Raw genomic sequence first — 14,397 nt, forward strand, 5'->3', positions numbered from 1 at the left:
CCCACACCTCCAGGTTCCGGTCCCTCGGCGCGAGCCGCACGCCGAACAGCCCCCGACAGACCCCGGAACGCAACCGCGCCCCGGCCGGAACGGCCGGGGCGCGACAGAGGTGAGACGGCGGCGAAGCCGCCGCGGAACGGGCCTACTCCTCTTCCTCCACGGAGCTCTCCGCCTCCGTGGCCGCACCGTCCGCCTCCAGAAGACGCGACAGCTGACGGCCCACGATCCGCTTGAACTTGCGCTGCTGCGGCCGCGTACGGTCCAGCACCGCGACCTCCAGACGCTCCGCCGGAATCTCCCGCTCACTGCCATTGGTGTCACGCGACAGCGCCTGCACGGCCAGCTTCAGCGCCTCGGCCAACGACATGCCGTCCCGATGACGCTGATCCAGGAAACCGCTGATCTGCTCCGCGTTGCCGCCCACCGCCACCGAGCCGTGCTCGTCCACGATGGAACCGTCATGCGGCAGCCGGTAGATCTGGTCACCCTCGGGCGTCGCGCCGACCTCGGCCACGACCAGCTCCACCTCGTACGGCTTCTCCGCCGCCGACGAGAAGATCGTGCCCAGCGTCTGCGCGTACACGTTCGCCAGACCCCGGGCCGTCACGTCGTCACGGTCATAGGTGTAACCACGAAGATCCGCGTACCGCACACCACCGATGCGCAGATTCTCGTACTCGTTGTACTTGCCGGCGGCCGCGAAACCGATCCGGTCATAGATCTCGCTGAACTTGTGCAGCGCACGGGACGGATTCTCGCCGACGAACACGATGCCATCGGCATACTGCATGACCACCAGACTGCGGCCACGCGCGATGCCCTTACGGGCGTACTCCGCCCGGTCGGCCATCGCCTGCTGGGGTGAGACATAGAACGGCGTCGACACCGGTTATCCGTCCCTTTCTGTCATGGTCACTGGATCACCTCGAAAACAGCCGGGCCCACGCTCAGAGCAGAGCGGCCTTCGGACCGTCCGGCTCCTCCAGCCGCCGCTGGAGCACCGCACGCGACAGCTCCGAGGCCTCGTCCTCGGTGAGCCGGCGGAAACCGTCCTCGGTGATCACCGTGATGATCGGATAGATCCGGCGGGCGACATCGGGACCACCGGTCGCCGAGTCGTCGTCAGCCGCGTCGTACAGAGCCTGCACCACCAGCGTCGTGGCCTGCTCCTCGGACAGGTCCTCCCGGAACAGCTTCTTCATCGCACCACGCGCGAAGATCGAACCCGAACCCGTCGCCGCGAAATTGTGCTCCTCGGAACGGCCGCCCGTCACGTCGTACGAGAAGATCCGCCCCCGCTCCCGGTCCACGTCGAACCCGGCGAACAACGGCACCACGGCCAGCCCCTGCATCGCCATGCCGAGGTTGGAACGGATCATCGTCGACAGCCGGTTCGCCTTGCCCTCCAGCGAAAGCTGCGCGCCCTCGACCTTCTCGAAGTGCTCCAGCTCCAGCTGGAAGAGCTTCACCATCTCCACCGCGAGACCGGCGGTGCCGGCGATGCCGACGGCCGAGTACTCGTCCGCCGGGAACACCTTCTCGATGTCCCGCTGGGCGATCACATTGCCCATCGTCGCCCGGCGGTCACCGGCGAGCACGACGCCCCCGGGGAACGTGACGGCCACGATCGTCGTCCCGTGCGGCGCCTCGATCACCCCCTGGGTGGGCGGCAGCTGCCGCTTGCCGGGCAGCAGCTCGGGCTGGTGGTCGGAGAGGAAGTCCATGAAGGAGGAGGATCCTGGCGTCAGGAAGGCAGCCGGTAGACGCCCGGTGCTACGAGTGTTGGCTTCCACGCGTTTCCTTCCACATATGCAGCAGCCCGCCTTATGGCCTCGGGCTGATCCTTGAACTGCCCCAGTGCGGCATTGCAGCTGAAGCACAGTACGCCTCGGACCCTACCCGTCTCGTGGCAGTGATCCACGTGTGCGGGCACGGCAGCCAGGCATGTACAGCAGACGCCCCCCTGGGAGGCGATCAACTCGTCGCGCTCGGTCTCGGTGATGCCGTACTGGCGCTTCAGGTGCCCCCGCCGTCCCTGGACAGCGCGACATGCCTTGCAGCGTGTCGCCAACCCGTCGGACGCGGTCGAGTTGCGATGCCAGTCGCTGTGCGGCTTGACCTCCCCACACGTCCGGCAGAACTTGTGCCCCGGCGGGACATCCACTCTCTCCCGCACAGTCTCGCCCATTGCCTCCCGGCGGCGCCGGTAGTGCGCGGCGCTGTACTCCGCCACGCACTCCCGGCAGTGCACCTGCAGGCCGTCACGCCGGTTCCTGTCCCGCGCGAACGCGTCAGGCGGCAGGTCTCGCCCGCACTTCCTGCAGCTCTTGCCGTTCGGCTCGCCGACCACAGTCTCCCCCGTGACCTTCAGTTCGAAGGCTGAAGTACTTCGAGGCCTTTACTGGCCCCCTTTTTGCACGAAGCTCCGAACGAAATCCTCTGCGTTCTCCTCGAGTACGTCGTCGATCTCGTCGAGGACGGAGTCCACGTCGTCGCTCAGCTTCTCCTGCCGCTCCTTGAGGTCCTCGGAGCCCTGCGCGTCCTGCGCCTGCTCCTCGACCTCCTCGGTGGAGCGCGTGGCCTTCTGCTGGCCGCCGCCGGTGTCCTTGGTTGCCATATCCCTCACCCCGCTCTGTTCGCCCGACATGGTCGACGGGTCGGCATTCCTGCCGATCGGTGATGATCAGACCCTACAAGCCGGGTCCGACATCGGCCCCGCAGTTTCGGCAACGTGCGGGGGCCATCTCGATGATTCCCGGGCGGTGGGGTTTCCACCCCGGCCGCCCGGGCGGGTCCGAGTACCCCGTGGATCCCGCTCAGCCGCCGGACAGGACCCTGACCAGGTCTTCCGCCGTGCGGCAGCGGTCCAGCAGCTCCTTGACGTGATTTCGCGTTCCGCGAAGCGGTTCGAGGGTTGGAACGCGCTGCAGCGAATCCCGGCCCGGCAGGTCGAAGATGACCGAGTCCCAGCTCGCCGCGGCCACGTCGTCGGCGTACTGCTCCAGGCAGCGGCCGCGGAAGTAGGCGCGGGTGTCCTCCGGTGGCGTCGTGCGGGCCCTTTCGACCTCGGCCTCGTCCAGGAGGCGCTTCATGCGCCCGCGGGCCGCGAGGCGGTTGTAGAGGCCCTTCTCGGCGCGTACGTCGGCGTACTGGAGGTCGAGGAGGTGAAGCTTGGCGGCGTCCCAGTCGAGGCCGTCGCGGCGGCGGTAGCCCTCCATGAGTTCGCGCTTGGCGACCCAGTCGAGTTCGCCGGCCAGGCTCATCGGGTCGTTCTCGAGCCGGTTGAGGGTGTCCTCCCAGCGGGAGAGGACGTCCTTGGTCTGGTCGTCGGCGTCGGCGCCGAAGCGTTCCTCGACGTACTTGCGGGACAGCTCGTAGTACTCCATCTGAAGCTGGACCGCGGTGAGTGTGCGGCCGCTGCGCAGGGTGATCAGGCGCTTGAGGCCGGGGTCGTGGGAGACCTGGTGGAGGGTCCGTACGGGCTGGTCGACGGCCAGGTCGACCGCGATGAAGCCGTCCTCGATCATGGACAGGACCAGCGAGGTGGTGCCCAGCTTGAGGTAGGTGCTGATCTCGGAGAGGTTGGCGTCGCCGATGATGACGTGCAGGCGGCGGTACTTCTCCGCGTCGGCGTGCGGTTCGTCGCGGGTGTTGATGATGGGCCGCTTGAGCGTGGTCTCCAGGCCGACCTCGACCTCGAAGTAGTCGGCGCGCTGGCTGAGCTGGAAGCCGTGTTCGTGGCCGTCCTGGCCGATGCCGACGCGGCCGGCTCCGGCGAAGACCTGGCGGGAGACGAAGAAGGGCGTGAGGTGGCGCACGATGTCCGAGAACGGGGTTTCCCGTTTCATCAGGTAGTTCTCGTGCGTGCCGTAGGAGGCGCCCTTGTTGTCGGTGTTGTTCTTGTAGAGGTGGATGGGCTGGGCGCCGGGGAGCTGTGCGGCTCGTTCGGCGGCCTCGGCCATGATGCGTTCGCCGGCCTTGTCCCAGAGGACGGCGTCGCGCGGGTTGGTGACTTCGGGGGCGCTGTATTCGGGGTGGGCGTGGTCGACGTAGAGGCGCGCACCGTTGGTGAGGATGACGTTGGCGAGGCCGATGTCCTCGTCGGTGAGCTGGCTGGAGTCGGCGGCCTCGCGGGCGAGGTCGAAGCCCCGGGCGTCCCGCAGCGGGTTCTCCTCCTCGAAGTCCCAGCGGGCCCGGCGGGCCCGGTGCATCGCCGCGGCGTAGGCGTTGACGATTTGGGATGAGGTGAGCATGGCATTGGCGTTGGGGTGGCCGGGGACGGAGATCCCGTACTCCGTCTCGATGCCCATTACTCGCCGTACGGTCATGCGGCCCTCCTTGCCCGGCGGCACCCTCGGTCGTGGGTACCGCTCGCGTACCGCCGGCGTTCCGGTGCGTGTGCGGTGCCCGTCCCCGCACTGTGCGACCCGGCGGTAGGAAAGAGCCTAGAACGCCTTTGCGCTGGTGGGGAGATCATTTGCGTCATTGGCTGCTCCGGTCGTGGCCTGAAAAGCAGTCGGCTGCGGGTACCCGTGGTGGGCACCCGCAGCCGCCCTGGTTCTACAGGTACTGACCGGTGTTCGCCACCGTGTCGATGGAGCGTCCGGTGTCTGCGCCCTGCTTTCCGGTGATGAGGGTGCGGATGTAGACGATCCGTTCGCCCTTCTTTCCGGAGATGCGGGCCCAGTCGTCCGGGTTGGTGGTGTTGGGCAGGTCCTCGTTCTCCTTGAACTCGTCCACGCAGGCCTGGAGGATGTGGGAGACGCGCAGGCCCTTCTGGCTCTTGTCCAGGAAGTCCTTGATCGCCATTTTCTTGGCGCGGCCGACGATGTTCTCGATCATGGCGCCGGAGTTGAAGTCCTTGAAGTAGAGGACTTCCTTGTCGCCGTTGGCGTAGGTGACTTCCAGGAAGCGGTTTTCCTCGGATTCGGCGTACATGTGCTCGACCGCCGTCTGGATCATGCTCTGGACGGTGGTGGCCTTGTCGCCCTGGTGCTCTCCGAGGTCGTCCGAGTGGAGCGGGAGGCGCTCGGTGAGGTACTTGCCGAAGATGTCCTTGGCCGCTTCGGCGTCGGGCCGCTCGATCTTGATCTTCACGTCGAGGCGGCCGGGGCGCAGGATGGCGGGGTCGATCATGTCCTCGCGGTTGGAGGCGCCGATGACGACCACGTTCTGCAGGCCTTCGACGCCGTCGATCTCGGCGAGGAGCTGCGGGACGATGGTGTTCTCCACGTCGGAGCTGACGCCGGAGCCGCGGGTGCGGAAGAGGGATTCCATCTCGTCGAAGAAGACGATGACGGGGGTGCCCTCGCTGGCCTTCTCGCGGGCTCGCTGGAAGACGAGGCGGATCTGCCGCTCGGTTTCGCCGACATACTTGTTGAGGAGCTCGGGGCCCTTGATGTTGAGGAAGAAGCTCTTGCCGGCGGCCTGTCCGGTGACCTCGGCCACCTTCTTGGCGAGCGAGTTGGCGACGGCCTTGGCGATGAGCGTCTTGCCGCATCCGGGGGGCCCGTAGAGCAGGACGCCCTTGGGCGGGCGCAGCTCGTGCTCCTTGAAGAGGTCGGGGTAGAGGTAGGGCAGCTCGACGGCGTCGCGGATCGCCTCGATCTGGTTGCCGAGGCCGCCGATCTGTTCGTAGCCGATGTCGGGGACTTCTTCGAGGACGAGTTCCTCGACCTCGCTCTTGGGGACGACCTCGTAGACGTAGCCGGAGCGGGGTTCGAGCAGGAGGGCGTCGCCCGGGCGGATGGTGACGTCGAGGAGGGGTTCGGCGAGCCGTACCACTCGTTCTTCGTCGGTGTGTCCGAGGACGAGGGCGCGCTCGCCGTCCTCGAGGATCTCCTTGAGGGTGACGATGTCGCCGACGCGCTCGAACTCCATGGCGTCGACCACGTTGAGCGCCTCGTTGAGCATGACCTCCTGGCCGCGCCTGAGGTCGTCGAGTTCGACGCTCGGGCTGACGTTCACGCGGAGCTTGCGGCCGCCGGTGAAGATGTCCGCGGTGCCGTCTTCGTTGGCCTGCAGGAAGACGCCGAAGCCGGCGGGCGGCTGGGCGAGCCGGTCGACTTCTTCCTTGAGGGCCACGATCTGGTCGCGGGCTTCGCGGAGTGTGTTGGCCAGGCGCTCGTTCTGGGCGGAGACGCCGGCCAGGTTGGTCTGCAACTCGACGATCCGCTCTTCGAGAATCCTCGTGTGCCGCGGAGAGTCGGCGAGCTTGCGTCGCAGGACGGCGATCTCCTGCTCAAGGTAGGCGATCTGTCCGGCGGGGTCGTCGGACCCTCGTCCCGGGCGGATGCCGCGGTTCATGTCGTCGTCGTGGGCTGCCACGGTCCTCACCTCCTCCAAGGGGAGCTGGACGCTTCCAGACCCTACCTGGGTGGGTGACGATTGAAACCCCTAGATCACAAAGACTGTCAAGGTGTGTCGTCGGTCACCCGGTGCGTTCCCTCTCGCACGGAGGGGATACCCACTCAACGTGATTCGGAAGCCGCTTGTTCCTGGTCCGTGGCGGTCAATACCCGGCGTGTGTGGCTGGAGTTGTCCGTTCCGGGCCGGTCGGCCGGTTCCTGGGCACGTTTCGGTGCGCTCGCGCGGTCATCACGCAGAGCGACGGTCTGGTCGGTCGCGGTCATCGTCGGGGCGGCTGGAAGTGTTCGCCCGGTTCCGGGGCTCCCTTTCCCGGTCGGGCGCTCGTACCCGAGGGGGTGCCGAGGGAAACCCGATACCCGTGGAATCGGGAGGGTATGCGGGCGGGGGTAGGGTCGGGGTGTTCAACAGCCGCTGGTGCGGACCTCGCTGGCCGTCGGGCCGGGGGTGCCGTCCGGCGATTCGACGGCAGGAGAGATGACCGTGCAGCAGGAGGCCCCGGACGGCGAGGCGCTGGAGGTCTGGATCGACCAGGCTCTGTGTACCGGCGACGGGATCTGCGCCCAGTACGCGCCCGAGGTGTTCGAGCTGGACATCGACGGGCTGGCCTATGTGAAGGGCGCGGACGACGAGCTGCTGCAGGCCGAGGGTGCCACGGTGCCGGTGCCGCTGCCGCTGCTCACGGATGTGGTCGACTCGGCGAAGGAGTGTCCCGGGGAGTGCATTCATGTGCGCCGGGTTCTGGACAAGGTCGAGGTCCACGGTCCGGACGCGGAGTGAGGCCGGGCCGGTGACCGGCTGTGGTGCGCGCGCGTGAGCCGTCTTCGGGCGGGTCGCGCGCGTGCGGCGTTTTCCGGGCCGGGTGCTCGCTCGGGGGGCGCGGCCGGGCCGGGGTGTGTCAGACGCTGTGGGCCGCGGTGGGCGTGGAGCGGATGAACGCCTTGCCGTTCCAGTGCCAGCTGGTGGGGGTCTTCAGGTCGGGGCAGCAACTGGGTACGCCGGCCGAGGAGTAGCCGAGCAGGGTGGCGGTGACGGCGCCGGCGTCGTAGGCGAAGTCGGTGACGGTGCGCCGGTCCTTGGGGTCGACGAGGGTGGCGACGACGCGGGCGGTGCCGCCGGTGGTGCCCCGGGTGAGGACGTAGACGCCGTCGGGCGGTGTGCCCATGGGGGCGTCGCAGTGCACGACGGCGACGGTTTCCGGTGCGCCGTCGCCGTCGAGGTCGCCGGTGACCTTCTTGACCACGATCGCTTTCACGGGCCCGCAGGTGAGCGGGAAGTGCACGCCGCTGGTGCTGGGTGGTGCGGCGGCCGCCGGCGCGGTCTTGGTCTCGGTGCGCGTGGTGGTCTGGGCGGCCGTGGCCGATCCGGGCTGTACGGCGGAGGAGAGGGCGACGACGCCGGCGATCGCGGTGGCGGTGGCGACCCAGTGGATGGGCCGGGTGTGCGTGTGGGCGAGCTCCGGAACGGCGGATGGCTGCACTAGGAGTGTCTCCTGTGAGGGCTGTGCCGGTGGGGGGTGGCCAGCATGGTGCCACACGTCACAGTGCGTGGGAACGGCGGGGTCGGTACGGGATCTCGCGCGCGGGGAGTACGCGCGCGGTGGGGGTGCGCGGCCTGGTGCCGTGTCAACGCGTCGGCGCCGTGGCCGGGTTCCCGATTGTGGTGGGGAACTCGGGCACGGCGCCTTCGCGTTGTGCCGGTCGGAGGCGGCGGGTCAGCGGCCGGTGCCGCCGTCGGCGTTGGGGCCGGCGTAGTCCTCGCCGTAGGCGCCCTTGGCGGGGCGGCGGCGGCGCATGGGCGGCTCGACGCCGTCGGCGAGGCGGCGGGCGGTGAGCAGGAAGCCGGTGTGGCCGATCATCCGGTGGTCGGGCCGGACGGCGAGGCCTTCGATGTGCCAGTTGCGGATCATGGTCTCCCAGGCGGTCGGCTCGTTGAAGCAGCCGATCTCCCGGATGGACTCCACGGTCCGGGCGAGCTGGGTGGTGGTGGCCACGTAGCAGCACAGGATGCCGCCGGGGACGAGTGCCTTGGAGACGGCCTCCAGGCATTCCCAGGGGGCGAGCATGTCGAGGATGACGCGGTCGACGTCGGTGTCGGACAGGTTGTCCTGGAGGTCGCCGACGGTGAGCTGCCAGGCGGGGTGGGAGCCGCCGAAGTAGCGCTCGACGTTCGCCTGCGCGATCTCGGCGAAGTCCTCGCGGCGCTCGTAGGAGTGCAGCATGCCCTGGTCGCCGATGGCGCGCAGCAGGAAGCTGCTGAGCGAGCCGGAGCCGACGCCGGCCTCGACGACGCGGGCGCCGGGGAAGATGTCGGCGAAGGCGAGGATCTGCCCCGCGTCCTTCGGGTAGACGACGGCTGCCCCGCGGGGCATGGACAGGACGTAGTCGGGGAGCAGGGGGCGCAGCGCGAGGTAGGCGACGTTGCCGGTGGTGCGGACAACACTGCCTTCGGGAGCGCCGATCAGTTCGTCGTGCGGGAAGGAGCCCTTGTGGGTGTGGAAGTTCTTCCCGGCTTCGAGCGTGAACGTGTAGTGGCGGCCCTTGGGGTCGGTCAGCTGTACCTGGTCCCCGACCTTGAAGGGCCCGCGCCTGCGGGCGGCACCGGTCGGTTCGGACATGTGACCAGCCTACCGGCGTTTGCGGGGGCCGCCGACCACGGGAGGGCGGGCCGTCAGGGGCGGGCCATGGCCTTGACGAAGGCGCGCTCGACGTCGGCGGCGGAGAGGACGCCGTAGATCTCGCCGGTCTCCTCGACGACGAGGTATTCGGTGGCGGGGGTGGCCCGGAGGGTGTCGAGGAGTTCTTCTCCGGCCAGTTCGGCGGAGACCCGCATGCCGTCGGTGAGGTCCTGGGCGAGGCCGCTGACGGCGACCCAGGGGCGGCGGTGTTCGGGGACGCCGACGATGGCGGCCTCGCGGACGAGGGAGAGGGGGTTGCCGTCGGGGTCGACGACGACGAGGGCGCGGGCGCCCGCGGCGTTGGCGCGGCGGAGGGCTTCGGACAGCGGGGTGTCGGTCTCGACGGGGACGGCTCGCCGGGTGAGGGCGCGGGCCTTGAGTTCGGGGAGGTGTTCGCGCAGGCGGGCCATACGCAGGCTGTTGCCGGCGCCGGTCCAGATGATCGCGGCGAGGATGGCGGCGAGCAGGGCGTCGGTGACGGTGTGCATGCCGCCCATGTCCTGGTTGCCGCCGCCGAAGGCGCCGGACTGGTTGAGCAGCGGCAGGCCGACGAGGACGGAGATGGCGAGGGCGCGGCCGACCCAGGCGGCGGCGACGGTGCCGCTCATGGGTTTGCCGGTGATCTTCCAGACGACGGCGCGGAGCATGCGGCCGCCGTCGAGGGGCAGGCCGGGCAGCAGGTTGAAGGCGGCGACGATGAGATTGGAGATCATCAGGCCGGCGAGCAGGACGCCCGGGACGCTGTCCGGCTGTACGGGCTTCATGGCCAGGTAGAACAGGCCGGCCAGGGCGAGGGAGAGCAGGGGGCCGACGAAGGCGAGGACGAATTCACGTCCCGGGGTCTCGGCCTCCTTCTCGATCTCGGAGACGCCGCCGAAGAACTGGAGCTGGATGCGGCGGACGGGGAGTTTGAAGCGGATCGCGGCGACCGTGTGGGCCAGTTCGTGGACGAGGACGGAGGCGTAGAAGGCGACGGCGAAGAAGAGGGAGACCAGGTAGCGGGCGGCTCCGAGCTCGGGCAGGACCCGGTCGAGCTGGCCGCCGAAGACCCAGGTGATCAGGGCGGCCACGAGGAACCAGCTGGGTGCCACGTAGACGGGGACGCCGAAGGGGCGGCCCATGAGCAGTCCGCCGCCGGGTTCCTTGGGTCGCGGCTGCGGGGGTTCGCCCTTGGCGATGCCGGAGTGGGCGAGGGAGCGGTGTTCGGCGGGGTGGGCGCCGGGGCCGGCCGCGGGGGTCTCCTCGCCGGTGGCGGGGTGGGTGGGGCCGGTGTGGCGGGTGGTCTCGCCGGTTTCGGCGCCGGGGGTCGGGCTCGGGGGCCGGGTGTCCTTCGGGGTGTCCGTGTCGGGGTACTCGTCCCGGCCGTCGTGGCCGTGCCGGGCGTCGTGGTCCTGCCCGTCGCCGTGGTCGTGCCGGGCGTCGTGGTCCTGCCCGTCGTCGTGGTCGTGCCGGCCGTCGTGGTCGTGCCGACTGTCCCGGCCGTCGCGGTCATCGGGGTCGTGGCGGTCGTCCGGTTCGTGGGAGTCGCCGAGGCCGGCGCGCTTCCCCGGGCCGGGGTGCGGGGTGCCCGCGGGCTCGGGGGCGTCGTCGGGCTCCGGGCCGGGGTGGTGACCGGTGGGTCCGGTCGCCGGGACCGTAGGGCTCGCGGGGTGCTCGGCCGGCTCGTCGTTGCCGGACCGCGGCTGCCCGCTCCCGCCGCTCACGTCCACGCTGTCCCCTCGTTCGAAGCGTCTTCCGCGCCATGCGGGCGGAAGGTCTCGGGTCGATGGTATGCGGCCGTGGTGGTCCGTTCCGCCCCGGCACCCCTTGTCTTTGCCCCGCTGTCGCCGGGCCTAACGCGGCCCGCGGCTGGGTCGCTGTCAGTGCCGGGCCGTATGGTCTGGGGTCATGGACAGCAGCATCGAGGACGCGGGGGCCCTGCTGGGTCAGGCCGGGGGGACGGTTCCGGCGGCGGGGGCGGCGGAACCGGCGCCGGACGCGGCGGCGGCCGCCGGGGAGCCGGTGGTGCCGGGCGGTGGTGCGGCCGGGCAGGCGGGAGAGCGGGTGGCCGTCGCCCCGTCCTCGTTGTCGCCGTCCCGGGCCGGTGACTTCATGCAGTGTCCCCTGCTGTACCGGTTCCGGGTGATCGACCGGTTGCCGGAGAAGCCGAGTGAGGCCGCGACGCGGGGGACGCTGGTGCACGCCGTGCTGGAGCGGCTGTTCGACGCGCCCGCCGCGGAGCGGACGGCGCCGCGGGCGAAGGCTCTGATCCCCGGGCAGTGGGACCGGTTGCGGGAGAGCCGGCCGGAGATCGGGGAGCTGTTCGCCGAGGATCCGGAGGGCGAGCGGCTGGCCCGCTGGCTGGGTGAGGCCGAGCGGCTGGTGGAGCGGTGGTTCACGCTGGAGGACCCCGCCCGGCTGGAGCCGGCCGAGCGGGAGCTGTTCGTGGAGGCCGAGCTGGAGTCGGGGCTGCGGCTGCGCGGGATCATCGACCGTGTCGACGTGGCGCCCACCGGCGAGGTGCGGATCGTGGACTACAAGACGGGGAAGGCGCCGCGGCCGGAGTACGCCGAGGGCGCGCTGTTCCAGATGAAGTTCTACGCGCTGGTGGTGTGGCGGTTGAAGGGGGTCGTCCCGCGCCGGTTGCAGCTGGTGTATCTCGGCAGCGGTGACGTGCTGACCTACGATCCCGTCCCGGCCGACCTGGAGCGGGTGGAGCGCAAGCTGCTGGCGCTGTGGGAGGCGATCCGGCAGGCCACGGAGACCGGCGAGTGGCGGGCCCGGCCGACGAAGCTGTGCGGTTGGTGCGATCACCGGTCGCACTGCCCGGAGTTCGGCGGTACTCCCCCGCCCTATCCGCTGCCGGTGCGGTCCGCCGCGGCCGGCGAGTAGGGGCCGGCGGCTGCCTCGAGGGCGCCGCCGGCGGCCTGCCGGGGGCAGGGCAGAATGGGTGCGGAATAGCGAAGGAGTGTCACGTGGCCATCCGCGTCCTACTGGTCGACGACCAGCCCCTGCTGCGTACCGGTTTCCGGATGATTTTGGAGGCCGAGCAGGACATCGCGGTCGTGGGCGAGGCCGGCGACGGCCTGCAGGCCCTCGATCAGGTACGGGTCCTGCAGCCGGATGTCGTGCTGATGGACATCCGGATGCCGCGGATGGACGGTGTGGAGGCCACCCGGCAGATCACCGGTCCGGGGCGGGACGGCCCGGCGAAGGTGCTGGTGCTGACCACGTTCGATCTGGACGAGTACGTGGTGGAGGCGCTGCGCGCCGGGGCGAGCGGGTTCCTGCTGAAGGACGCGCCCGCCGACGAGCTGGTGCAGGCGATCCGGGTGGTGGCCGCCGGGGAGGCGATGCTGGCGCCGAGCATCACGCGCCGCCTGCTGGACAAGTACGCCACGCATCTGCCGTCCGGTGAGGAGTCCGTGCCGGACACGCTGCACACGCTCACCGACCGTGAGGTGGAGGTGCTGAAGCTGGTGGCGCGCGGGCTGTCCAACGCGGAGATCGCCGCGGATCTGTTCGTCAGCGAGACGACGGTGAAGACGCATGTGGGACATGTGCTGACCAAGCTGGGGCTGCGCGACCGGGTGCAGGCGGCGGTGTACGCGTACGAGAGCGGACTGGTGCGGCCCGGCGCGAGCTGAGCCGGGCCCCGTTACGATGCCGAGGGCGCCCCTTCCCGTGCGGGAAGGGGCGCCCTCGGCATGTGAGGCGGGCGGGTGTCAGCCGCTCACACCGCGGCCGAGCTCCCACAGCTGGAGCGAGGCGACGGAGTTGAGGGCGTAGGAGACACCCGTGACGTTGTCGCGCGCGGCGACGTACTGCTTGCCCTGCCACAGCGGCAGCACGGGGACGTCCTCGGCGACGGTGTCCTGGATCGCGGTGAGGGTCTTGACCGCGTTGAGGCGGTCGGCCTCGCGCCGGGACTCGGGGATCAGCGTGCGCTGGATGGTGCCGTTGGAGTAGGGCGAGCCGAGGAAGTTGCCCTTGTCGAGGAAGGGCGCGACGAAGTTGTCGGCGTCGGGGAAGTCGGGGAACCAGCCCATGCCGTAGACGTCGTACTGGCCCTTCTGCTCGGCGGGCCGGAAGGTCGACCAGGGGTGGCCCTGGATGCTGACGTCGAACAGGCCGCTGTTGTTGAGCTGCTTCTGCAGGATCTGGAACTCCTGCTTGGTGGCCGAGCCGTAGTGGTCGGTGGTGTAGTGCAGCGTCAGCTTCACCGGGGTGGTGATGCCGGCCTTCTCGAGCAGGCTCTTGGCCTTGGTGGCGCTGGGGTCGCCGTACTTGTTGAAGAACGAGTTCGAGTGGCCGGTGAGGGTGGCCGGGACCAGCGAGTACAGCGGCTCGGCCTGGGTGCCGTAGACCTTGGAGACGAGTTCGCCGCGGTTGATGACCTGGGCCATGGCCTGGCGGACGGCCTTGGTCTTCACGGTGGGCGCGTCGGTGTTGAAGGCCAGGTAGCGGATCTCGAGGCCGGGCATGTCGACGAGGTCGACGTTGGCCTTGGAGCCGGAGTCCAGCTTGTCGATCTGGGACGGCGACATGGTGCGCGTCATCAGGTCGATGTCGCCCTTCTCGATGGCCTGCCCCATGGCGTCGGCGTCGTCGAAGGAGCGCATCTCGACCTCGTCGTTGTTCACCGTCACGCTGCCCTTGTAGGAAGGGTTCTTGGTGAAGGTGGCGGTGACGATCACGTTGTCCTTGACGTCGGACTTGAGCGTGTAGGGGCCGGAGCCGTCGACGTCGAAGCCGTCGCGCAGCCTGTCCTTGGCGTAGTCCTTCGGGTTGACGATGCCCGCGACCGGGGTCGACAGCTTGTACGGGAACGTGGCGTCGGCCGTCTTGAGGTGGAAGATCACCTCGCGGTCGCCCTGGGTCTCGATCGTGTCGACCGTGTTCAGCAGGGTGGCGACACCGCTGTCCGCCTTGATGCGCAGGGCACGCTCGATGGAGTACTTGACGTCGGCGGCCGTGACCTTGTCGCCGTCGGAGAACTGCAGGCCCTCGCGCAGCTTGCAGGCGTAGCGCTCGTTGCCGCTGTCGGTGAAGGAGCAGCTCTCGGCGGCCTCCGGGACGGGGTTGCCCTCGCCCTTGGGCTGGGTCATCAGGGTCTGCACCGTCTGGCGCAGGATGTTCCAGGTGCCGACGTCGTAGGCGTAGGCGGGGTCGAGGGGTGCCGGGGCGTCGCTGGTGGCCTCGAACCGGTCCGTGGTGCCGACCACGATGGCGTCCCCGCTCTTGCTCCCGCTGTCGGATCCGCCGCACGCGGCGAGAACCGGCGTCAGCAGGCCGGCCAGTGCCGGCAGCACCAAGGTCTTGCGGTTCATGCGGGAGTTTCTCCAGAGCTGTTCGAGTCCATGTACTCGGCATGC

General features: G+C 69.6%; 13 protein-coding genes. 3 read left to right on the forward strand and 10 right to left on the reverse strand.

Translation table 11 applies throughout. The features are described 5' to 3' along the window. Positions 1–142: 142 nt before the first annotated feature. From prcA to arc, 6 genes are all read right to left on the reverse strand, one after another. Positions 143–886, reverse strand: a complete 744-nt coding sequence (gene prcA, locus ABZ478_RS10465) for a proteasome subunit alpha (protein ID WP_199209929.1) — start codon at positions 884–886, stop codon at positions 143–145. Positions 887–947: 61 nt separating this feature from the next. Then, the gene (gene prcB / locus ABZ478_RS10470; RefSeq protein WP_359547199.1) at positions 948–1,793 is read right to left on the reverse strand and encodes a proteasome subunit beta; all 846 of its coding nucleotides are present in this window, start codon (positions 1,791–1,793) and stop codon (positions 948–950) included. Next, positions 1,745–2,350 (reverse strand): endonuclease VII domain-containing protein, encoded by a 606-nt coding sequence (locus tag ABZ478_RS10475; protein WP_359547202.1) that lies wholly within the window; start codon positions 2,348–2,350, stop codon positions 1,745–1,747. The genes prcB and ABZ478_RS10475 overlap by 49 nt, the downstream gene beginning before the upstream one ends. 48 nt (positions 2,351–2,398) lie before the next feature. Further along, positions 2,399–2,617 carry a ubiquitin-like protein Pup gene (locus ABZ478_RS10480; RefSeq protein WP_031108679.1) on the reverse strand — a complete coding sequence of 73 codons (219 nt, stop codon included), beginning with the start codon at positions 2,615–2,617 and terminating at the stop codon, positions 2,399–2,401. 199 nt (positions 2,618–2,816) lie between these two features. Further along, positions 2,817–4,328, reverse strand: coding sequence for a depupylase/deamidase Dop (gene dop / locus ABZ478_RS10485; RefSeq protein ID WP_359547205.1), 1,512 nt, complete (start codon positions 4,326–4,328; stop codon positions 2,817–2,819). Between the two features lie 232 nt (positions 4,329–4,560). After that, complete coding sequence (gene arc, locus ABZ478_RS10490; RefSeq protein WP_359547207.1) at positions 4,561–6,327, reverse strand: proteasome ATPase; 1,767 nt, start codon at positions 6,325–6,327, stop codon at positions 4,561–4,563. 516 nt (positions 6,328–6,843) lie between these two features. Here arc and ABZ478_RS10495 point away from each other — a divergent pair. Further along, a complete protein-coding gene (locus ABZ478_RS10495; protein ID WP_359547209.1) occupies positions 6,844–7,146 on the forward strand; it encodes a ferredoxin in 303 nt (100 codons plus the stop codon). Positions 7,147–7,264: 118 nt separating this feature from the next. On the opposite strand, the gene ABZ478_RS10500 is transcribed toward ABZ478_RS10495, so the two are convergent. From ABZ478_RS10500 to ABZ478_RS10510, 3 genes are all read right to left on the reverse strand, one after another. Next, positions 7,265–7,846 carry a hypothetical protein gene (locus ABZ478_RS10500; RefSeq protein ID WP_359547211.1) on the reverse strand — a complete coding sequence of 194 codons (582 nt, stop codon included), beginning with the start codon at positions 7,844–7,846 and terminating at the stop codon, positions 7,265–7,267. Between the two features lie 234 nt (positions 7,847–8,080). Continuing rightward, a complete protein-coding gene (locus ABZ478_RS10505; protein ID WP_189951268.1) occupies positions 8,081–8,983 on the reverse strand; it encodes a tRNA (adenine-N1)-methyltransferase in 903 nt (300 codons plus the stop codon). A gap of 53 nt (positions 8,984–9,036) precedes the next feature. Beyond that, complete coding sequence (locus ABZ478_RS10510) at positions 9,037–10,752, reverse strand: site-2 protease family protein (protein ID WP_359547213.1); 1,716 nt, start codon at positions 10,750–10,752, stop codon at positions 9,037–9,039. Between the two features lie 178 nt (positions 10,753–10,930). On the opposite strand from ABZ478_RS10510, the gene ABZ478_RS10515 reads away from it, so the two are divergent. Together ABZ478_RS10515 and ABZ478_RS10520 are read left to right on the forward strand one after the other, a co-directional pair. Further along, positions 10,931–11,914, forward strand: a complete 984-nt coding sequence (locus ABZ478_RS10515; RefSeq protein WP_359547215.1) for a RecB family exonuclease — start codon at positions 10,931–10,933, stop codon at positions 11,912–11,914. A gap of 83 nt (positions 11,915–11,997) precedes the next feature. Beyond that, on the forward strand, positions 11,998–12,669 hold the full coding sequence (locus tag ABZ478_RS10520) for a response regulator transcription factor (protein ID WP_359547217.1): 672 nt from the start codon (positions 11,998–12,000) through the stop codon (positions 12,667–12,669). Between the two features lie 78 nt (positions 12,670–12,747). Here the strand turns inward: ABZ478_RS10520 and ABZ478_RS10525 are convergent, their stop codons facing one another. Further along, a complete protein-coding gene (locus ABZ478_RS10525; RefSeq protein WP_359547219.1) occupies positions 12,748–14,352 on the reverse strand; it encodes an ABC transporter substrate-binding protein in 1,605 nt (534 codons plus the stop codon). Positions 14,353–14,397 lie beyond the last annotated feature (45 nt).

It is taken from the genome of Streptomyces sp. NPDC005706 (genome assembly GCF_040631045.1).
Lineage (GTDB): Bacteria > Actinomycetota > Actinomycetes > Streptomycetales > Streptomycetaceae > Streptomyces.